Origin of the sequence: Falsochrobactrum shanghaiense (assembly GCF_003149535.1) — a bacterium.
Classification (GTDB): domain Bacteria; phylum Pseudomonadota; class Alphaproteobacteria; order Rhizobiales; family Rhizobiaceae; genus Brucella; species Brucella shanghaiense.
In genome coordinates this window covers 160670-181185 of record NZ_QGDB01000003.1, presented here as the reverse complement: position 1 = coordinate 181185, position 20516 = coordinate 160670, and the positions used below count along the sequence as shown (strand labels likewise).

Genomic DNA, 20516 nt, shown 5'->3' with positions numbered 1-20516 from the left:
CAAGCCCCGTGCCGGGATAGATTATCAGGCTCGAACGACACTTACAGATTGCGATAGGCTTCGCATATGGCAAGGAAGTCGCTGGCTTTCAAGCTTGCGCCGCCGACCAGCGCACCATCGACATCGGCCACACCCAGCAATTCAGCAGCATTGGAGGGCTTGACCGAACCGCCATAAAGCAAACGCAGATGCGTGCCGCTGGCGCCAAAACGTTCGGCGAGCTTTTCTCTCATGAAAGCATGGGCAGCACGCACATCCTGAACAGTCGGCGTCAGCCCCGTCCCGATCGCCCAGACAGGTTCATAGGCAACAATCGTATTTTCTGCATTCACGCCTTCCGGCAGCGAAGCGGCAAGCTGCGCGCCGATGACTTCAAGCGTGCGTTCTGCTTTTCTCTCATCGGCAGTTTCGCCGACGCAAACAATGGCGACCAGACCGGCAGCCCAGGCGGCTTCGGTTTTACTGCAGATCAGCGCATTGGTCTCAAAATGATCGGTACGGCGTTCCGAATGCCCCAGAATAACGTGGCTTGCGCCTGCCTCTTTCAGCATGGGCGCGGAAATTTCGCCCGTATGCGCGCCTGAACTCTTTTGGTGGCAGTCCTGCCCGCCCAATGCGACAGCCTCGCTCTCCAGCGTTTCCGCCGCACGCGACAATAATGTTGCCGGAACACAGATGACGGCATCCAGCTTGCGCCCCAGATCGGAACTCAACCCTGCTGCTATCGCGCGCAGTTCCGTCAGGGATTCTCCCGTGCCATTCATTTTCCAGTTGCCTGCCACCAACGGACGGATTCCCGGAGTCATCGCATTCTCCTCGCCTTGAGCAACGCTCCCTCGATCGATAACAATACGGAGCGCATGATTTCGCCCTGACTAAGCGTATTTGTCCTTCAATGCAATCTTCTCGGAGCCTGATATTCAATGAGACCTTGCATCAGGGCCTAGCTTGGGGTTATCCCCTCTTTTGGCTTCTATACTAAAAGCCGCGCTTTATTCTGTTCTTGAAGGGTTTCCGATGCTCGACAGCTTGCGTAATGCCGCCCGATCCTGGGTCGCCAAATTCCTGCTTGGCCTGCTTGTGTTAAGCTTTGCCGTCTGGGGCATATCCGACGCTTTTCAGGGCAATACGGGTGGCAATGCTGCATTGAGCGCCGGAAAGTCGGAAGTCAGCGCAACCGATTACCGTTTTGCCTATGAACAACAGCTCATTCGCCTGTCGCAGCAATTTCGTCAGCGGCTGACCCGCGAACAGGCGCAATCACTGGGTATAGAAAATCAGGTTCTCGCGCAGCTTGCGGCAGGTGTCGTCCTTGATGAAGAAGCCCGCAAGATGCAACTGGGCCTTTCCAAAGATGGAATCGCCCGCCTGACAGCGCAGGATCCTTCATTTCAGGATGGCAGCGGTAATTTCAGCCGCGCCCAGTTTGACGCCGTTTTGCGTCAGGCGGGCATTCGCGCCGAAGACTATCTGGAGAATCGCGCCAATGTGGCCCGCCGCCAGCAGGTAGTGGAAGCGGCAACCGATGGCATTAAAATGCCCGACGCCATGCTCAAGGCTCTGGCGCTTTATCAGGGGGAAAGCCGCAACGTCGATTATATCACGCTGTCCGTCGAGACCGCCGATAATATCCCTGCGCCTTCCGACGATGTCCTCAAGACCTATTTCGAAAGCCATAAAGACGAATATCAGGCACCAGAATATCGCAAGATCACCTATGTGAAGCTGGAGCCGTCAGATATTGCCGATCCCTCCGCCGTAACCCAGGAGGAGATTGACGATTATTATACAAAAAATCGTGGCAGCTTCAGCAAGCAGGAAACCCGCACGATAGAGCAGTTGAGCTTTGTCGACGAAGCATCGGCACAGACCGCCCATCAGAAAATCCTCGCAGGGACGAGCTTTGAAGCCATCGCCGGCGAGCAAGGCAAGTCGGAATCCGATCTGCTGCTGGGAACCTTTGAACAATCGGCCCTGCCCGATCCGGTCATCGCCGAATCCGCTTTCGCACTCGGAGAAGGCCAGGTCAGTGAAGTGGTGAACGGTCTGTTCGGGCCGGTTCTTCTCCGTGTTACCAAAATCGACCCGGCGCATACCAAGCCATTGAGCGAGGTTGAAAACGAAATCCGTAACACGGTGGCCAGCAATATCGCCTTGAGCAGCCTCACCGGCATTCATGACAGCTATGAAATGGCGCGTTCGGAAGGCACCTCCATGGCCGAAGCCGCAAGCGGGCTCAACCTCAAGGCCGTCACCCCTAACCCAATCGATGCGCAAGGCGTCGATATGGACGGAAACGTGGTCGATCTGCCCAATGCCGAAAACCTGCTCGCGGCCTCTTTCGAGGCAGATCAGGGCTTCGACAATGACGCGCTGACATTGGGCAATGCAGGCTATCTCTGGTATCAGGTGGACGAAGTCACGCCGGCGCGCGAACGGACCCTCGATGAAGTCAAGGACAAGGTTGTTGCTGCATGGAAGGAAGAAGAGGCCCTCAAGCGGCTTGACCAGCGCATGCAAGAGCTGAAAAAGCGTCTTGATGGCGGCGAGACACTTGAGGCGATCGCTGCCGAAGCTGGCACCGAAGTGCAGACGAAGCATGGCGTTACCCGCAACACCAATGATGCGGAATTCGGCTCGGCGGTGACCGCTCAGGTCTTCCGCGGCGCCAATGCGCATACAGGCACCGCGATCATGCCTTCGGGCGACGCGCAGACACTCTTCAAGGTGGTCGAAGTGACGGAGCCAACCGCCTCGGGGCCAGAGGCTATTTCCCAGGAACAGCAGGACTATCTGTCCGCGCGGCTTGGAGATGACATTCTCGAACAATTGGTCGGCGAATTGCAAAAACAATATCCGGTCAGGGTCAATCAAAGCGTCATAAACAACGCCCTCGCCTTCTGATCACGAACAGGTAAGAGAAAATGGCCGATCTAAAACCCTATATCGCAAAGGCCGCCTCCGGCGCGCCTCTGTCATTCGAGGATTCGAAAGCCGCCTTCGACATCATGATGTCCGGTCAGGCGACGCCTTCACAGATTGGCGGTTTCCTCATGGCCTTGCGTGTGCGCGGCGAGACCGTGCCGGAAATCGCAGGCGCGGTTGCTTCCATGCGCGCGCGCATGCTTCCGGTCTCAGCCCCGATCGATGCAGTTGATATTGTCGGCACCGGCGGCGACCAGTCGGGTTCCTATAATGTATCGAGCTGTTCTGCCTTTGTCGTTGCAGGCGCAGGCGTGCCCGTTGCCAAGCATGGCAATCGCGCGCTTTCCTCGCGTTCGGGCGCAGCCGATGCGCTGGCAGCACTTGGCGTCAATATCGAAGCGGATGCCGGCACGATCGGGCGCTGCATCAATGAAGCAGGTCTTGGCTTCATGTTTGCCCCTACCCATCACTCGGCCATGCGCCATGTCGGCCCCTCGCGCGTCGAACTGGGCACACGTACGATCTTCAACCTGCTTGGCCCCCTGTCCAACCCCGCAGGCGTGAAGCGACAGCTTCTCGGAGTATATTCCGCCGATTGGGTCGAGCCGCTGGCGCAGGTGTTGAAGGAGCTTGGCTCCGAAACCGTATGGGTCGTCTATGGCGACGGTCTGGATGAAATGACCACCGCCGGCACCACGAAGATCGCCGCCCTTGAAAACGGCAATATCCGCACCTTCGAGATCGAGCCTGAAGATGTCGGACTTCGCCGGGTCGATTTTTCCGAATTGAAGGGCGGGGAAGCCGCGGAAAATGCAAAGGCGCTGCTGGGTGTCCTTGAAGGGCAGAAAAATGCCTATCGCGACATAGTGCTGCTCAACTCCGCAGCCGCACTGGTCATTGCCGGCAAGGTGGAAGACATCAGGGAGGGCATTGCCCTCGCTGCCCGGTCTATCGACAGCGGTGCGGCGCTGACAGTTCTGCAAAAGGTGATCGCCGTCACCAATGACCACCCCCTCTGACGGAAGGATTGCATCATGTCCACCGATATTCTGCGTAAGATCGAAGCCTATAAGCGTGATGAGATTGCAGCCGCCAAAGCTCGTCTTCCGCTCGAAGAACTCAAGGCGCAGACAAAGGATCAACCGGCAACGCGCGGTTTTCTCAAGGCGCTTGAGTCCCGGCGTGCAGCGGACAAATTCGCGCTCATTGCAGAAATCAAGAAGGCCAGCCCGTCCAAGGGTCTGATTCGGCCCGATTTCGATCCGCCAGCACTGGCCAAAGCCTATGAAGATGGCGGCGCTGCCTGCCTGTCTGTGCTGACCGATACCCCCTCGTTTCAGGGCGCGCCGGAGTTTCTGATGGCTGCACGCAATGCCTGCTCGCTGCCAGCATTGCGCAAAGATTTTCTTTTCGACACCTATCAGGTTTATGAAGCGCGCAACTGGGGCGCGGATTGCATTCTCATCATCCTCGCCAGTGTTGATGACGATCTCGCAAAAGCACTGGAGGAAACCGCGTTCGAACTGGGTATGGACGCTCTCATCGAAGTGCATGACGAAGCGGAGATGGAGCGTGCGCTCAAGCTTTCCTCCCGTCTGGTCGGTATTAACAACCGCAATCTGCGTACGTTTGAAGTCGATCTGGCCGTTTGCGAACGATTGGCAGGCATGGCCCCTTCCGACCGGTTGCTGGTGGGCGAGAGCGGCATTTTCACTCATGATGATTGCCTGCGGCTTGAAAAATCCGGCATCGGCACATTCCTGATTGGTGAAAGCCTCATGCGCCAAAGCGACGTTGCCGCAGCGACCCGCCAATTGCTGACAGGTGCGGCTTGAGCCATGGCGTCAAGGCTCACACATCTTGATCAGACCGGCTCCGCCAATATGGTGGATGTCAGCGGCAAGGATGAAACCGAGCGCCTGGCTGCGGCAGAAGGTGCAATTCGGATGAAGCCCGAAACGCTGGCCCTCATCCTTGAGGGCAATGCCGCAAAGGGCGATGTCATCGGCACGGCGCGGCTTGCCGGAATCATGGCAGCAAAGAAAACGACTGATCTGATCCCCTTATGCCATCCCCTGATGCTGACAAAGGTTTCGCTGGAAATCGAAGCGGATAAAAGCTTGCCCGGCTTGCGCGTGCGCGCAACGGCAAAACTCAAAGGACGCACCGGCGTCGAAATGGAAGCCTTGACGGCTGTTTCCGTCGCTTGCCTGACCATATACGACATGGCCAAGGCCGTTGACCGCCACATGGAAATCACCACAATCCGCGTGATCGAAAAAAGCGGTGGCAAATCAGGCAACTGGAAAGCCTGACATTTTCGGTAGAGGATTAAACGCGATGACTCTTCTTCCTGTGGATGAGGCGCTGCGCCGCATATTGGAAGGGGCTAAGCCTCAAGAAACCGAACAGCTTGCGCTCGCTTCGGCAGGCGGGCGCATTGTCGCTGAACCGGTAACCGCCCGCCTTATGCAGCCGCCATTCGACTGCTCAGCCATGGATGGCTATGCGCTGATCGCGCCGGAACAAATTACATATCCCCTGGAGCTTGAGATCATCGGCGAATCGTCGGCTGGCCAGCGTTTTGCCGGGGAGCTTTCTTCCGGGCAGGCCGTGCGCATATTTACAGGCGCTCCCTTGCCGGAAAAAGCCGATACTGTCGTCATTCAGGAGCACACGCAGCGCGCTGGCAATAAGCTGGCCATTCTCGAAGGCATCGATAAAACGCGCCATATCCGTCGCGCTGGCCTCGATTTTGCACCGGATGATTCCTTATTGCCGGTTGGGCGGGAACTCGACGGGCCTTCCCTGTCACTGGCAGCAGCAAGCGGCAACAACACGATCTCGGTATTCGCAAAACCGCGCATTGCCATTCTCGCTACCGGAGACGAACTCGTATCTCCCGGCACGGCGCCCGGTCCTGATCAGATCGTGGCATCAAACAGTGTCGGCATAGCCGAAATTGTGCGGCGATCTGGAGGCATTGCGGAGGATCTCGGCATTATTCGCGACGATCCCGCGCTGATCGAAGCCGCAATCAGCGCTGCCCTCGATGGCAACAGCGATATTCTCGTGACCATCGGCGGCGCGTCCGTGGGAGAACGTGATTTCATCCATGGCGCACTACGCAATTGCGGAGTTGATCTCGATTTCTGGAAAATAGCCATGCGCCCCGGAAAGCCTCTCATGTATGGCCGCAAGACTGTTTTGGGCAAGGCTGTTCATGTCATCGGCCTGCCCGGAAATCCCGTTTCAAGTCTTGTATGTTCGCTGGTTTTCCTGCGCCCCCTGATCGCAAGATTATCGGGCACCGATTTAACCGCCGATATAAGAGCGGCACAGCTCGGCGCAGCCTTTCCCCCCAACAAGGAGCGTCGCGATTATATCCGCGCAACACTGAAGCGCTCCGATGACGGAGCATTGGTCGCAACCCCGTTTCCGACGCAGGATTCATCCATGCTTTCGGCTTTGGCAAAGGCCGACGCTCTTCTTATTCGTGAACCCGGCGCACCTGCTGCATCAATAGGCGATCCGTGCCATGTCCTGATGCTCTAAGAGAGCGATTATTTCAAAAGCCCTATCAGCCGCTCCTGGTTCTTATTTCAGCACCTATTAATAATTTTAAAACCATTGCAGAACAAGACTGGAACATATAGTGTTTGTTCTGCGTTTGTTTTTACTTGATTCTGGGCCGGGAGGGATTACGCATGTTAACCCGCAAGCAGCACGAACTTCTGCTATTCATTCACGAGCGTCTTAAAGAGACCGGGATCCCGCCCTCTTTCGATGAGATGAAGGAAGCGCTTAATCTTGCTTCCAAGTCGGGCATTCACCGGCTGATCACTGCGCTTGAAGAGCGTGGCTTCATCCGCAGGCTTCCCAATCGTGCAAGAGCCTTGGAAGTGCTCAGATTGCCTGATTCCATTGCGCCCGGCCTTAATGCGCAGAAGAAGTTTGCGCCAAGCGTCATAGAAGGCAGTCTCGGTAAAACCGCCCGCCCCCCTGCCCCTCATGCCGCAAGCGCCATTGAGACGGCTTCTGCTACCGTTTCCATTCCGGTCATGGGACGGATTGCAGCCGGTGTTCCCATTTCCGCCATCCAGAATCAGACCCATTCGCTCAGCCTGCCGCCTGAAATGATCGGCCCCGGCGAACATTATGCCCTCGAAGTCAAGGGCGACTCGATGATCGAAGCGGGTATTTTTGATGGCGATACCGTCATTATCAAACGTGGCGATACGGCCAATCCGGGTGAAATCATCGTGGCGCTCGTTGACGATGAGGAAGCGACGTTGAAACGTTTTCGCCGCAAAGGCGCGTCGATTGCACTCGAAGCAGCCAATCCCGCCTATGAAACGCGTATTTTCGGACCCGACCGGGTTCAGGTACAGGGCAAACTCATCGGGCTTATACGACGCTATGCTTAGAGGGCTCCCGGAAAAAGCGCTCATGATGCGGCCGGAATAGTAGGTAAAAACAACAAGTTAAAGCGTAAAGAGCGCACCTGAAAGATCGCGACACGCTTTAATTGCCGGATTTTCCCGGATATTTTCGTTCCGGCAATCCCCGCGCAGGCCGCGAATAGAGCCGATGCAGGTGCCATGGCCGGACCGGTGCACCGACCGCAAAGCTCAGCCGGTCGTCATATGCGGGTTGAGCAGCGGCGCTTGATGTCTCAAGCGGCAGGAATGAGGCAGGAAAATTGCCCTCTTCGAGCAATTGTTCTTCATCATGGCTTGGCGCCCTTACAGCTTTTTTAGATATGTCCAGCGGTTTTTGGCCCAGTCCTATTTCCAATGTGCCTTTGAGCGCCAGTTCCTGCTTGTTGATGACAAGAACTCCGGGACGATCACAACCGCTCTGTTTGCCAGCCATCGCCAGGATGACGAGATCTCCAATATTACATGCAGTTTCACGCATTCCGGCATCCGCGCTATAGGCCAGCATCCGCCCATCTCGAAGCGGAATGGTGCAGACCCCTTCCTCGCACATAAAAGCATTTTCATTAAAACCTGCCTGATGTTTTTCGGCTTGCTGCGGCGCGATGAACTGATCGATCAAATAGGCCGTTTTCCAGTTTTGCGCCGTAAATTGCGGCGGCCTTTTAAGATTGACAGCATAATCGCCATCCGGCAGCCGAACCGCAACGAGCCTGGCATCTTCGCTGATCAGAATATCGGGAGGCGGCGTTTTCAGGAAGACGATCAGACCGGTAATCACGAAAGGAAGCGCCAGCCAGCGCAATCGCGTGGTGCAGATCACCGTAATCACAACCGCCATTGTCCAAAGCAAAAGCGAGCTAACGGGCATGAAACCCGGATTGCCGTCAGGAGACAGGCTGGCAACAAGGTTCGCAATATTGCGAACGAGCGAGACGCCGAAGCCCATGACTTGCAAAGGCAGCCAGTCAAGCTGCAATGGCATGAGCAACAGAGCGAGAACAGCAAATGGCATCACCAGAAGGGAGATGACCGGCAGTGCAAGCACATTGCCGATCAGTCCCAGCGGCGCGGTATTGTTGAAGTGATATGCCGCAAATATTCCGCTCGCCAGACCCGCGACCAAAGACGTCCCGGCCGTCGCCATCGCTGGCCGGAAAATTCTTGTCACAAGCCCCTTCGTTCCCGCTTGGCCTTTTTCCTCTCCCGAATACCTTCTGGCCCGTCGCTCACTCCACCACGCATAAGCTGCGATAAGGGCTGCGGTCGCGGAAAAAGACATCTGAAAGCTCGGCCCCAGAATTTCATGAGGTGAAATTGCGATCATAGTCAGCGCAGCGATAGCTAGATTGCGCATGCTCAGCGCAGCCCTGTCGAACAGCAGCGCGCAAAGCATGACCGCAATCATCACATAGCTGCGCTGGGCGGCAACATCCGCGCCCGACATTGCCAGATAAAAGGTGCAGCTCAGCAGCGAAAGAAAAGCGGCGTATTTCTTGACCGGATGGCGCGCGCTGAATGCCGGAAACAGCGCGAATAATGTGCGAAGCGACAACATCACAACGCCAGCCGCCAAAGCCATGTGCAATCCGGAAATCGACAGGATATGCGCCAGTCCGGATTTGCGCAGATCTTCATTGGTTTCTTCGCTGATGCCCGCGCGCTCCCCGGCGATCAGCGCGGCTGCAACGCTGCCGTCTTCTCCTGAAAGCACTTGGGATATGCGTTCTGAAATCGTTACGCGCAGCATGGCGATTGCTTCAGAAATCCGCGCCGCAAAACCGGTCGTTTCGGCTATGTCGGCAAGCCCCGGCGTTCCCATGAAAAAACCATTAGCGCCGATACCGGCAAAATAGGCATGAAAGGCGAAATCATAATTTCCGGGCCTTACCGGACCGGATGCCACGCGCAAACGGGCATACCCGTTCAATCCACTGCCAATCACGGTATTGGCCGGAATATCACGGGCAACTATTCTTATGCGCTGCGGCGCATAACGAAGCTTTGGCTTTTCTGTTGCCAGCAGGTCAAGGGTGACGCGCCAGGTCTCATTATCGCGATATTCGAGCGCCACGACCCGGCCCGTAATGCGAGTCGTCACATCGGAACCCAGCATTTGTGTGGCTTTGCGTTCGGTCTCGAACTTTCCGGCAATCATACCCAGGAGCAAAGCAAGACTGAGCGTCAATATCTGCGCCGGCAGATAATAGCGGCGCGCCAGCAGGCGCGCGCCGAGCAATCCTGCAAGAATTGACAGAAGCGAAACCCAGGCCGATTCAAAAGGCAGGACAAAATAGATGATCGCACCGCAGCCTGCCAGCACGGGCACCAGCAGAAAAAATATGCCCCTGCCCGCTTCATGGCTTAATGCCGTGCTGAACGCCGCATATAGCCTGACAGCAATTCCAATCAGCCAATCATGAAAACGGACTGGCGTGACTTGCGGACAAGGCGGGAGCTCATCGGCATCGACCGTAACCTGCCATGGTTCGGGCAATAGTGAACGCACAAGGCCGTCGGATGCGCTTTTTACAAGCGCCCGCTCGTCCACTTCCAGCGTTTGATTTCTGCCCGCCATGCCCCCGCCTGACTGCAAAACTCTTTTCGTGCCCGTTCCGGCTATATTAAAGCATTCCCAACAAAGATATGCAGCGGTTTTGCACTTCCATAATGCAAAAAAGCAAATATCGGGGCTGGGTCCGCTGCGTCCATTTGCATGAGATCGACTTCAAAGAAACGCAAAACCCTTGCGTGCCGTGCTGCCTATGGTACATGAACGCGAGTTTAAATCGAGTGGGTTCGCGTACCGCACCCCCGGATAGCGTGCTGGCCACTGGCCGGCAGGCAATACCTATTTAGAATTGCGCCTCGCCATTGGCATCAGCCATAGCTTTGCGAGGCAATATAGTGGAGCCATCATGTCGAAACCGGTTGTCACCCGTTTTGCCCCTTCACCCACGGGCTTTCTTCATATTGGCGGAGCACGCACTGCGCTGTTCAACTGGCTTTATGCCAGACATTGCGGCGGAAAAATGCTTCTGCGTATCGAAGACACCGACCGCGAACGCTCCACAGATGCGGCAACTGCCGCCATCCTCGACGGACTGAACTGGCTCGGCCTGAATTGGGACGGCGATGTTATTTCCCAGTTTGAGCGCGCACCGCGCCATCGTGAAGTCGCCGAAGAACTGGTGGCGAGGGGAAAGGCCTATTACTGCTACGCCAGCCCGCAGGAACTGGAAGAAATGCGTGAGAAGGCCCGCTCCGAGGGGCGCCCGCCGCGTTATGACGGACGATGGCGCGACCGTCCTGCTTCGGAAGCCCCCGAAGGGGTCAAACCGGTCATTCGAATCAAGGCACCGCAAGATGGCGAAACGATCGTTCGGGACGCCGTACAGGGTGATGTGCATTTTCCGAACAAGGATCTGGATGATTTTATCATCCTGCGCTCGGATGGCACGCCGACCTATATGCACGCGGTCGTGGTTGACGATCATGATATGGGCGTGACCCATATCATCCGCGGCGACGACCATCTCACCAATGCGGCTCGCCAGACGGTCATCTACGACGCAATGGACTGGGATGTGCCGCAAATGGCGCATATCCCGTTGATTCATGGCGCGGATGGTGCAAAGCTTTCCAAGCGTCACGGCGCTCTTGGCGTCGATGCCTATCGCGCCATGGGCTATCTGCCAGAGGCGCTTCGCAATTATCTCGTCCGCCTTGGCTGGAGCCATGGCGATGATGAAATCATGTCTGACCAACAGATGATCGAATGGTTCGACGTCAAGGACATTAACAAGGGCGCCGCCCGCTTCGACTTCCAGAAGCTTGAAGCGATTAACGGCCTTTATATGCGCGCCAGTGGCGACCAATCCCTGTTTGATGCACTCATTGCCGTTTTGCCGGAACTGGAAGATTGTCAGGACATAGCGGACGCACTTAACGATGAACGCCGCCGTGCCCAGCTTCTTGCAGCAATGCCGGGGCTCAAAGATCGCGCCAGAACTTTGAAGGAACTGGCTGATGGCGCACGTTTCATCTTCGCAACGCGTCCCCTCGCTTTGGATGAAAAAGCCGCATCGCTGCTCAATGATGAGGGCCGGGCGATTCTCCGCGCGACCCTGCCGCATCTCGAAGCTGTTGAGGAATGGACTGTGGAATCACTGGACGCCGTGATACGCGCTCAGGCCGAAGCACAGGGATTGAAACTCGGTAAAATTGCGCAACCGCTGCGCGCTGCCCTCACCGGCAGGGCGACTTCTCCGGGTGTATTCGATGTACTATCCGTGCTTGGCCGCGAAGAGTCGCTTGATCGCATCCGCGATCAAATCGGTTAAGTGGCGGCTTTCACGACGACGTGACAAATGCGGCAGAAATAGTTCAAATTTTGCATTGCATCGCGAAATCATTGGGATAGTTTGGCGGACGAAATCGTAAGGATAATGCCCTCGTGCGAAGTTTTCTATCAAATGATGAATTCCCGATTTAATAGAAGACGAGTAATAACGACGAATAGAGTTCTGCCGTCGCAAGGGCAGTCAAGTGGATACGAAAGGAAACAGGATGTCAGATAAGACAGCAAGCTTTATCCTCGGCGGGAAAACGTTCGACCTGCCTGTACGACAAGGCACTGTCGGGCCGGACGTCGTCGAGATCGGTCCGCTTTACAAGAATGCCGACGTGTTCACCTATGATCCGGGCTTCACTTCCACAGCCTCGTGTGAATCGAAAATAACCTATATCGATGGCGACCAGGGCGTTCTGCTTTACCGCGGATACCCGATCGATCAGCTTGCCGAACACGGCGACTTCCTCGAAACCTGCTATCTGCTCCTTTATGGCGAATTGCCGACGGCGACTCAGAAAGCTGATTTCGATTATCGCGTGACCCATCACACGATGATCCACGAGCAGATGACGAAGTTCTTCACCGGCTTCCGTCGCGACGCCCATCCAATGGCCGTCATCGTGGGCTGCGTCGGCGCGATGTCTGCTTTCTATCATGACTCGACCGACATCACCGATCCGCATCAGCGCATGGTCGCCTCCATCCGTCTGGTCGCCAAGCTGCCGACACTGGCCGCAATGGCCTATAAATATCATATCGGCCAGCCATTCATGTATCCGCAGAACGATCTCGATTTCGCGTCGAACTTCCTGCATATGTGTTTTGCTGTTCCATGCGAGGAATATAAGGTCAATCCGGTTCTGGCCCGCGCCATGGACCGTATTTTCATCCTCCACGCCGACCATGAACAGAACGCTTCCACTTCAACGGTCCGTCTTGCTGGCTCTTCAGGTGCAAATCCATTCGCATGTATCGCCGCAGGCGTCGCATGTCTGTGGGGTCCGGCCCATGGCGGCGCCAATGAAGCAGCCCTCAACATGCTTGCTGAAATCGGCTCGGTCGATCGTATCCCCGAATATATCGCGCGTGCAAAGGACAAGGACGATCCGTTCCGCCTGATGGGCTTCGGTCATCGCGTCTACAAGAACTACGATCCGCGCGCCAAGATCATGCAGAAGACCTGCCACGAAGTGCTGGGTGAACTGGGTATCAAGGACGATCCGCTTCTCGATGTCGCGATGGAGCTGGAAAAGATCGCCCTGACCGATGAATATTTCATCGAGAAGAAGCTCTATCCGAATATCGACTTCTATTCGGGCATTACGCTTAAAGCGCTGGGCTTCCCCACTGAAATGTTCACTGTCCTGTTCGCCCTTGCCCGCACTGTCGGCTGGGTGGCACAGTGGAAGGAAATGGTCGAAGACCCGCAGCAGAAAATCGGTCGTCCGCGCCAGCTTTATACCGGCTCGCCCGAACGCGATTATGTTCCGGTTGCAAAGCGCCGCTAATCTGCGCTCTCAAGAATATAAAAAGCCCCATGTTTATGAAAACATGGGGCTTTTTTTAAACAACGACTCAGTTTTGTTCAGACACGAACCGCTCTAACGCTTCCTGCCGTTCTCCGCGAAATCGAGCAGGATTCGTGCGCCTATTTCCCCTGATGGCTGTTGTGTCGCCATAAGTGACGCCACTTTGTCGAAACCATCCAGTTGCGCTTGCCGTGCCGAGCCGGGGCGCATGAGCATTTCGACATAACGTGACAGCATGCCCGCCCGGACGAGTTCATTAAAAAACTCGGGAACGACCGGCTCATCGGCGATGATATTGGGAAGCGCGGCACTCCAGATCGTGATTCTCGGCACCAGGAACTGGCGCGCAAACCAGTCCGCCTTGTAGCACAGGACTGTTGGAATACGCGACAAGGCCAGTTCCAGTGAAACCGTGCCCGACGCCGCCAGCGCAGCATCCGCACTGCGAAAAGCCTGCCATTTTGCGTCTTCCCCCACGACGACAAGGGGCTTGACCGCCCAGTTGCGTGAAATATCACGCACCATTTCTTCAATCCGCGGCAGCGTCGGCAGGATCACTTCAAGCTTGCCGATACGCCCCGCAAGTTCTTCGATAGTTCTTCCAAAAGGCTCCATCAGCATCTGGATTTCAGAGCGCCGCGATCCGGGCAAAAGCAGCAATCGCCGCGTATCGCCATTCCAGCGAATCGGCTCCGCAGCCAGTTGTGCCGCCTGCGTTGCCACTATCGGCGCATGGCTGCTCAGCCTATGACCAACATAGGTCGATTGAGGCCCGTTAAGCCGCTGCATGACCTCGACCTCGAACGGCAATACGGTCAGCACATGATCGACATAAGCGCGCATCGCGCTGGCGCGTTGCGGTCGCCAGGCCCACACGCTGGGCGCAATATATTTGACGATGGGGATGGAAGGATCAGCCGCACGGATCTTTCTGGCAACCCTGTGCGTGAAATCCGGGCTATCGATCAGCAGAACGCAATCAGGCTTTTCGGCAACGATCTTCAGGGCTGTCTGGCGAATGCGCACAATCAGCCCCGGAAGATTTTTCAGGATCGCGCCCAGCCCCATCAGTGCGATTTCATGCGGATCGAAAAAGCTTTTCAGACCTCGCTGCGCCAGATGATCTCCACCCACCCCGACAATATCCACCAGCCTTTCCGTCTGGCGACGCATGGCGTCGATAAGGTCGGCCCCCAGAAGATCGCCGGACTCCTCTCCGGCCACGATTGCAATTTTCAAGGGCCGGCTGGTGCTGTTCACTTGGCTAGTCCTTCCCGCCTCGACTGATCGTTTCTATGAAAAGGCCTTTTTCATTTGCTGCCGCAATCGTTTCGCCAAAACCGAGAATGAATGTCCGCCCCGCTTCAAGCGCAATTCCCGATAGTCCCGCACGCGCGGCATTTTCAATCGTCGAAGGTCCGATGGCTGGCAGATCGGCCCGCTCATCCTGTCCCGGTTTGGCCATTTTGACAAGAACACCGCCGCGCTTTGAAATTCTGCCCGACTGCCGCAATTCACGGACACGCTCGAGCATGAGATCGGTGCCTTCCGCTCCCTCAAGGGCAACCACGCGGCCACCTGCCGCAACAGCACCCTGCCCCACATCCAGATTACCGAGCTTTAACGCAGCTTCCATTGCCAGTGCAATGTCGTTTCTCGCGCGTGCATCGGGCTGTAAACGGGTAAGGCAGCGCGCCGGAGCAGGAGAAAGCAGATCGGGAACCACTTCATGCGCGCCGACCATTTCAAAGCCGAATCGCTCCAGCAGCCGCATGAAAGCCCGCAGCAATGCATCATCGCCCTTGCCAAGCGCACCCAGCACATAGGGAACGGCCCGCAAGGTCGGCCAATTGCACTTCAAATCGCTCAGATGCGGGCGATTGAGAACCCCGCCGGCCAGCACCACCCGCGACACGCCTGCTTGACGCATGGCGCGGATCAGCAGGCCAAAATCCATGACGGAAATTTCCTGATGTTCATATTCATAAAGCGATGGATCGGCTTCGCCGCGAAGCGGAAGCACAAAAGGCGGACTTCCATCCGCCTTCAAAGCCGCCGCCACCCGGATCGGAAGCAGGCCGTTGCCCGCAATAATGGCCGTACGGGAGCGGGATATTGCGCCCTGACCCCGATCATGATCAATCGTCGTCACCATCCTGCGCTCCGCCGATGGAGTTGCCGAGCGGCGGCGTACAATAGGCCCGCTTCGTACTGACCGAAACAAATGCAATCAGGTCTGCGACTGGCGCGGAATTAGGAAAAGCCTGCTGCACATCCAGCGCACGTTCACGCATCGGCTTCGTGCGGTCAAACAGCATATGCACCGCATGACGCATTTCATGAATGCCCTGCCGCTTCATGCCCGAACGCTTCATGCCGATAATATTGAGACCGCCGAGATAGGCATGCACGCCGATTGCACTGCCATAGGGAATGAGATCATGAGCCAGCGCCGCCATTCCGCCGACAAAGGCATGATGGCCGACGCGGACAAACTGATGAACCGCAGCACCTCCGCCCAGAATGGCATGATGTCCGATAACCGTATGACCGCCAACCATGACATTATTGGCGAAAGTGACATAATCGCCGACATCGCAATCATGCGCGACATGCGCATAGGCGAGAAACTGGCAATTGTCGCCAATCGACGTATAACCACGGCTGCTGTCGGAGCCGCGATGCATCGTCACGCCTTCGCGAATCTGGCAATTGATGCCGATTTCCAGTGTCGTCGGACCGCCCTTGTGCTTGCCGTTCTGCGGATCACACCCCAGCACCGCATGTGGATAAACCCTGGCGCCTGCGCCAAGCCTGACGCCACTGGTTGCCACCACATGGCTCATCAGCTCGCAATTGTCGCCAATCACGGCTCCCGACTGTATATGACAGAAAGGCCCGACGGAGACGCCAAGCCCCAGTTCGACCCCAGGCTCAACGAGTGCGGTGGGGTGAATGAAAGTTTCTTGCATAGAGGTGCTCACAGCTTTTCTTCAGCTACGCCAACCATGGCGGCGACTTCAGCTTCGGCAACCTTGATGCCATCGACCTCTGCCGTACATTCGTATTTCGAGATATTGCCGCGCTTTTTTACTTTTTTCACATGCAGACGCAGCTGGTCTCCGGGAACGACCGGGCGACGGAATTTTGCCTTGTCGATCGTCATGAAATAGACGACGCCCGGCGCATCGGCGCCCATATTGAGAACCGTGATCGCCCCGGCGGTCTGTGCCATGGCCTCGATGATCAGCACGCCCGGCATGATGGGCTTGTTGGGGAAATGGCCCATGAAATGGGGCTCGTTTATAGTAACGTTCTTGATTCCCGTCGCCGAATCTTCGCCATCGATGTCGATGATGCGATCGATCAGAAGAAACGGATAACGATGGGGAAGCGCGCACAGGACCGCTTGAATATCAGCGCTTTCCAGCGTCTTCGGCTTCATGTCATTCATCTGAGGATTGCTCCTTTCTCGATTGCCCGATGCTGCGGATATTCGCAATATCACGGAACCATTGCTTGATTGGCCGGGCAGGAAGCCCTCCCCAGCGCTCGCCGTCAGGTATGTCGTTCATGACACCGCTTCCCGCTGCAATCTGCACCCGTGATCCGATGATCAGATGATCGGCAAGCCCAACGCGTCCGCCCAGCATCGTCTGGTCGCCGATAGTGCAGCTTCCGGAAACGCCGCAATGAGCCGCAATAAGGCAGAACCGGCCAATGCGAACATTATGCGCAATTTGCACAAGATTATCGATCTTCGTGCCTTCACCGATTATCGTGTCACCCAGTGCACCGCGGTCAACGGTCGTATTCGCGCCGATTTCCACATCATCCTGAATAATCACGCGGCCCAGTTGCGGTACTTTTTCGATGCCCGCAGGCCCCGGCACATAGCCGAAACCATCCTGGCCGATGCGCACTCCGGGATGTAGATTGACCCGATTTCCAATAAACGCATGCTGGACAGCAACACCCGGCGCTATATAGCTGTCGCGCCCGATCTGGCAATTTTCACCGATAACCGCCGTGGCAGCGATCAAAGTACCCGAACCGATGCTCACACCCTTGCCGATAACCGCGCCCGCCTCGATCGTCGCGCCATCCTCAACCTTAGCGGATGGATGGATATAAGCCCCTGTCGAAACACCCGTTTCGCCAAGCCAGCTTGTGGGCCGGGTCGAGCCGGGAAACAGCATGCGCCCGACTGAAGCAAAATCTCGTTGTGGATGACGCGTAACAAGAGCCGCAATATTGGAAGGAACGATGTCAACCACCGCTTCCGTGCACAGAACGCCCGCCGCCTTCACACTCTCCAGCGCCTGCGCGTTCTTCTTGCCGTCAACAAAGATAAGCGCATCTTCATCCGCATCATTGAGGGAAGCAAGACGCACAACAGAACGCGGTGCAAGGTTCGGATTACGAAGTCTTGCACCGGTGAAATCTGCAACATCGCCGATCGTGAGTTCTCGCGACGGCTTGAAGAAAACGGGATCTGCCATCAAAGCACTTTCTTGCCCGGGGCATGACTGCCCCGGGAAAAGGCAAATCTATCGGAGCGGTTCATCTTAACTAAAATTCAGAACCACTCTAACTATTTGTCTTACATACTTCCAGATGGAAAAGCAGAAGCTGCTTTTCCTGAAGATGCCTAGAACCGGGTCGACACGCCAAAGTTAAAGTTCTGAACCTTGTCGGTGTTAGCCTTCGCAACCGGGAATGCGTAGTCAAAGCGCAGCGGACCGAACGGCGACGCCCACATCAGGCTGAGGCCGGCCGAGGCACGAAGCTTCTTGTCGTCTCCCAACGCGCCCTCTACGTCATTACCATAAAGCGTTGCTGCGTCGGCAAACACGGCGCCACGGATACCGAGACTTTCGGGAACCAGAGGCATCGGGAACTGCACTTCAGCCGTACCACTGAAATAGGTCGTGCCGCCCAGCCAGTAACGGTTGCCGTTTCCGGCATCCTGATAAGGACCGATACCGTTGAATTTGAAGCCGCGAATAATGTCCGTATTGTTCTTGAAAAGATCAAAAATACGAACGCCATCGCTATCGAATTCATGGATATAACCGGCACCCACGCCAAGCATACCGATAATGTCGGCTTCCTGCATGAGGGTGGCGTAATAATTGCCCTTGAACGTCGTCTTCATATATTTCGCATCGCCGCCAAGACCTGCGAATTCCTGCGTGAACCTGCCGAAAATGCCTTCACGCGGGTTTTTCATGTCGTCGATGGAATTATAGGTCAGCGTATAGCTGACGGACGAACGCAGCCATGGGCTGTGCTCACCGGCTTCAATCAATGCCGGTGCGTAATAATTCGGATCAGGTTCGCCATCAACTGTCCTCGTCAGGTCATATTTTTCCTGAACCAGATTATAGGCAAGTCCAACCGAGAAATTGTCTGTGATCGGAAGACCAAAACGGATGGTGCCGCCAGTCTGCTCGACATCATAGCGACCGCTTGTATCCACGCGGTACGACCGCCGGAAGACATCAAAGCCTGCGGACATGCGATAGCCAAGGAAATATGGCTCGGTAAACGACAGGCCATAATTGCGCATATCGTCCTGACCGGCACCGGCGCTGATACGGATATATTGGCCGCGCCCAAGGAAGTTACGCTCGGTAACAGCAGCTTCCACCGAAGCACCCGGCGTTTCGCCGCCCGTGGTATAACCGCCACCGATGGAGAACTCACCCGTCGACTTCTCGACAACATCCACGACCAGCACCACCTGATCCGGCTCAGAACCGGGAGCAGTGGAGATATTGACCGTCTGGAAGAAATCAAGCGCTTCGAGGCGACGTTTTGCGCGCTGGACCATAACCTGGTTGAAGGCATCGCCTTCATTCACGTCGAACTCGCGACGGATCACGAAATCGCGCGTCTTGTCGTTGCCGCGAATCTCGATGCGCTGAATATAAGCGCGCGGACCCTGATCGACACTGTAGATAACCGAAATCGTATGATTTTCGAAGTCACGGTCACCGCGCGGCTCGACCTTGGCGAAGGCATAACCGCTTCCAGCGACATTCTCGGTGATCGCCAGAACGGAATCTTCGATTTCCTTGGCGCTGTAAGGCTTGCCGCTGCGCGTATCAACGAGATGCTCGAGCGATTGCGTATCAACACCTTCGACCGTGCTTTCAACGCCGATATTGCCAAACGTATAACGCTGGCCTTCATCGACAGTGATCGTGATCGTATATTCATTGGTTGCCGGATCAAGGACCGCATCCGACGAGAGCACGCGGAAGTCCGCATAGCCGCGATTATAATAGAAACGACGCAGCGTTTCCTCATCGGCCTGCAAACGGCCTTCGTCATAAACGTCATTACGCGTCAGCCACGAAAGCGGGTTCGAGCGCTTTGTGGAAATAACGTCACGCAGACGGCGGCCACTATAGGCGCTGTTGCCGACGAAATTGACATCCGCAATCTTGGTACGCGAGCCTTCCGTGATTTCATAAACCACATTCACGCGACCCTGCCCCAGATCGACCGTGCGCGCATTCACGACCGCATCGCTACGTCCGATATGAGCGTAGGCGGCCTTAATCGTTTCCTTGTCCGATTCCATGGTCGCGGGATCGAAAGGCGAACGCGGCTTCAACTGAACAGCGCGGGCAAGATCAGGATCCTTGACCTTCTTATTGCCCTGAAACAGCACATTATTGACGACCGAGCGTTCACTGACCTGCACGATCAGCGCGCCACCGGACTGATGAATGCGAACATCGGAAAACAGGCCCAGCGCGAAAAGACGCTTCACAGCAGCATCAATATCGGTCGCGTTGAAAGCCTTGCCGGGGCGAATATCGATATTGTCCCGGATCGTCTGCGCGTCGACGCGCGAATTACCCCGAACCTCAATGCGACTGACAACCGCTGCCTCAGCAGCATTGACCGACGCCAGGGAGAGCGCGACCGTACCCGAAGCTACTAGAGCTACCGACATGGCGAGCGCAGAAGCTGCGCCAAAGAATTTAGAACTTGCCGTCATAGGCTTTCCGAACCTTCGTTTCTGTCTGTCCCCGGGACGATTCACCCAGAAAAGCACGCATAGATAAAACCGTAATAGCCGGTTTTTCCATACAAGCAAGCGCTGTGGTTAAATTCTGTTTACTTAGGCAATCAGCGTGACATCGATGCCACGCGATTCAATGGATATGGTAAACAGATCACTTCACTTTTCTGGCTTCCGCTCCCATCGTTCACTTCTAATTAATGTCTTGGCACGGTTTTCCATGCACCTGG

At 56.0% G+C, this 20516-nt stretch carries 16 protein-coding genes; 8 read left to right on the top strand and 8 right to left on the bottom strand.

What is annotated here, in order from left to right; genetic code table 11:
• Window positions 1–41: 41 nt before the first annotated feature.
• Window positions 42–806: a triose-phosphate isomerase gene (gene tpiA, locus DKP76_RS08685; protein ID WP_109706066.1), complete on the bottom strand. Its 765-nt coding sequence runs from the start codon at window positions 804–806 to the stop codon at window positions 42–44.
• A gap of 211 nt (window positions 807–1017) precedes the next feature.
• Here tpiA and DKP76_RS08680 point away from each other — a divergent pair, with 211 nt between their 5' ends.
• From DKP76_RS08680 to lexA, 6 genes are all read left to right on the top strand, one after another.
• Window positions 1018–2904 carry a SurA N-terminal domain-containing protein gene (locus tag DKP76_RS08680; protein ID WP_109706065.1) on the top strand — a complete coding sequence of 629 codons (1887 nt, stop codon included), beginning with the start codon at window positions 1018–1020 and terminating at the stop codon, window positions 2902–2904.
• Between the two features lie 20 nt (window positions 2905–2924).
• Window positions 2925–3944, top strand: a complete 1020-nt coding sequence (gene trpD, locus DKP76_RS08675; RefSeq protein WP_109706064.1) for an anthranilate phosphoribosyltransferase — start codon at window positions 2925–2927, stop codon at window positions 3942–3944.
• Window positions 3945–3959: 15 nt separating this feature from the next.
• Window positions 3960–4760: an indole-3-glycerol phosphate synthase TrpC gene (gene trpC, locus DKP76_RS08670; protein ID WP_109706063.1), complete on the top strand. Its 801-nt coding sequence runs from the start codon at window positions 3960–3962 to the stop codon at window positions 4758–4760.
• Between the two features lie 3 nt (window positions 4761–4763).
• A complete protein-coding gene (gene moaC, locus DKP76_RS08665; RefSeq protein ID WP_109706062.1) occupies window positions 4764–5240 on the top strand; it encodes a cyclic pyranopterin monophosphate synthase MoaC in 477 nt (158 codons plus the stop codon).
• A 25-nt stretch (window positions 5241–5265) separates the two neighbouring features.
• Window positions 5266–6480 carry a molybdopterin molybdotransferase MoeA gene (locus tag DKP76_RS08660; protein ID WP_109706061.1) on the top strand — a complete coding sequence of 405 codons (1215 nt, stop codon included), beginning with the start codon at window positions 5266–5268 and terminating at the stop codon, window positions 6478–6480.
• 152 nt (window positions 6481–6632) lie between these two features.
• Window positions 6633–7352 (top strand): transcriptional repressor LexA, encoded by a 720-nt coding sequence (lexA, locus tag DKP76_RS08655; RefSeq protein WP_109706060.1) that lies wholly within the window; start codon window positions 6633–6635, stop codon window positions 7350–7352.
• Between the two features lie 97 nt (window positions 7353–7449).
• On the opposite strand, the gene DKP76_RS08650 is transcribed toward lexA, so the two are convergent.
• Window positions 7450–9942 (bottom strand): ComEC/Rec2 family competence protein, encoded by a 2493-nt coding sequence (locus DKP76_RS08650; protein ID WP_109706059.1) that lies wholly within the window; start codon window positions 9940–9942, stop codon window positions 7450–7452.
• A gap of 340 nt (window positions 9943–10282) precedes the next feature.
• Here DKP76_RS08650 and gltX point away from each other — a divergent pair, with 340 nt between their 5' ends.
• Window positions 10283–11707 carry a glutamate--tRNA ligase gene (gltX, locus tag DKP76_RS08645; RefSeq protein ID WP_109706058.1) on the top strand — a complete coding sequence of 475 codons (1425 nt, stop codon included), beginning with the start codon at window positions 10283–10285 and terminating at the stop codon, window positions 11705–11707.
• Between the two features lie 226 nt (window positions 11708–11933).
• On the top strand, window positions 11934–13226 hold the full coding sequence (gene gltA, locus DKP76_RS08640) for a citrate synthase (RefSeq protein WP_109706057.1): 1293 nt from the start codon (window positions 11934–11936) through the stop codon (window positions 13224–13226).
• 93 nt (window positions 13227–13319) lie between these two features.
• Here gltA and lpxB read toward each other — a convergent pair whose 3' ends face one another.
• The 6 genes from lpxB to bamA all read right to left on the bottom strand — a co-directional run bounded on the left by lpxB (window position 13320) and on the right by bamA (window position 20262).
• Window positions 13320–14507, bottom strand: coding sequence for a lipid-A-disaccharide synthase (lpxB, locus tag DKP76_RS08635; RefSeq protein ID WP_109706056.1), 1188 nt, complete (start codon window positions 14505–14507; stop codon window positions 13320–13322).
• A gap of 4 nt (window positions 14508–14511) precedes the next feature.
• Entirely contained in the window at window positions 14512–15402 is an 891-nt protein-coding gene (locus tag DKP76_RS08630; protein WP_109706055.1) for an LpxI family protein, read from the bottom strand.
• Complete coding sequence (lpxA, locus tag DKP76_RS08625) at window positions 15386–16219, bottom strand: acyl-ACP--UDP-N-acetylglucosamine O-acyltransferase (RefSeq protein WP_109706054.1); 834 nt, start codon at window positions 16217–16219, stop codon at window positions 15386–15388. The genes DKP76_RS08630 and lpxA overlap by 17 nt, the downstream gene beginning before the upstream one ends.
• Before the next feature lie 8 nt (window positions 16220–16227).
• On the bottom strand, window positions 16228–16701 hold the full coding sequence (gene fabZ, locus DKP76_RS08620; RefSeq protein WP_109706053.1) for a 3-hydroxyacyl-ACP dehydratase FabZ: 474 nt from the start codon (window positions 16699–16701) through the stop codon (window positions 16228–16230).
• Window positions 16694–17749: a UDP-3-O-(3-hydroxymyristoyl)glucosamine N-acyltransferase gene (gene lpxD / locus DKP76_RS08615; RefSeq protein WP_109706052.1), complete on the bottom strand. Its 1056-nt coding sequence runs from the start codon at window positions 17747–17749 to the stop codon at window positions 16694–16696. Before lpxD ends, fabZ begins: the two co-directional genes overlap by 8 nt.
• Window positions 17750–17898: 149 nt before the next feature.
• Window positions 17899–20262, bottom strand: coding sequence for an outer membrane protein assembly factor BamA (gene bamA, locus DKP76_RS08610; RefSeq protein ID WP_109706051.1), 2364 nt, complete (start codon window positions 20260–20262; stop codon window positions 17899–17901).
• Between the last annotated feature and the right edge of the window lie 254 nt (window positions 20263–20516).

Coding starts and splice junctions, on each gene's coding strand:
- trpC (WP_109706063.1), top strand. CDS start 3,960: ATGTCCACCGATATTCTGCGTAAGATCGAAGCCTATAAGCGTGATGAG.
- fabZ (WP_109706053.1), bottom strand. CDS start 16,701: ATGAATGACATGAAGCCGAAGACGCTGGAAAGCGCTGATATTCAAGCG.
- lpxD (WP_109706052.1), bottom strand. CDS start 17,749: ATGGCAGATCCCGTTTTCTTCAAGCCGTCGCGAGAACTCACGATCGGC.
- DKP76_RS08680 (WP_109706065.1), top strand. CDS start 1,018: ATGCTCGACAGCTTGCGTAATGCCGCCCGATCCTGGGTCGCCAAATTC.
- lpxA (WP_109706054.1), bottom strand. CDS start 16,219: ATGCAAGAAACTTTCATTCACCCCACCGCACTCGTTGAGCCTGGGGTC.
- trpD (WP_109706064.1), top strand. CDS start 2,925: ATGGCCGATCTAAAACCCTATATCGCAAAGGCCGCCTCCGGCGCGCCT.
- moaC (WP_109706062.1), top strand. CDS start 4,764: ATGGCGTCAAGGCTCACACATCTTGATCAGACCGGCTCCGCCAATATG.
- gltA (WP_109706057.1), top strand. CDS start 11,934: ATGTCAGATAAGACAGCAAGCTTTATCCTCGGCGGGAAAACGTTCGAC.
- gltX (WP_109706058.1), top strand. CDS start 10,283: ATGTCGAAACCGGTTGTCACCCGTTTTGCCCCTTCACCCACGGGCTTT.
- DKP76_RS08630 (WP_109706055.1), bottom strand. CDS start 15,402: ATGGTGACGACGATTGATCATGATCGGGGTCAGGGCGCAATATCCCGC.
- lexA (WP_109706060.1), top strand. CDS start 6,633: ATGTTAACCCGCAAGCAGCACGAACTTCTGCTATTCATTCACGAGCGT.
- bamA (WP_109706051.1), bottom strand. CDS start 20,262: ATGACGGCAAGTTCTAAATTCTTTGGCGCAGCTTCTGCGCTCGCCATG.
- DKP76_RS08660 (WP_109706061.1), top strand. CDS start 5,266: ATGACTCTTCTTCCTGTGGATGAGGCGCTGCGCCGCATATTGGAAGGG.
- DKP76_RS08650 (WP_109706059.1), bottom strand. CDS start 9,942: ATGGCGGGCAGAAATCAAACGCTGGAAGTGGACGAGCGGGCGCTTGTA.
- tpiA (WP_109706066.1), bottom strand. CDS start 806: ATGACTCCGGGAATCCGTCCGTTGGTGGCAGGCAACTGGAAAATGAAT.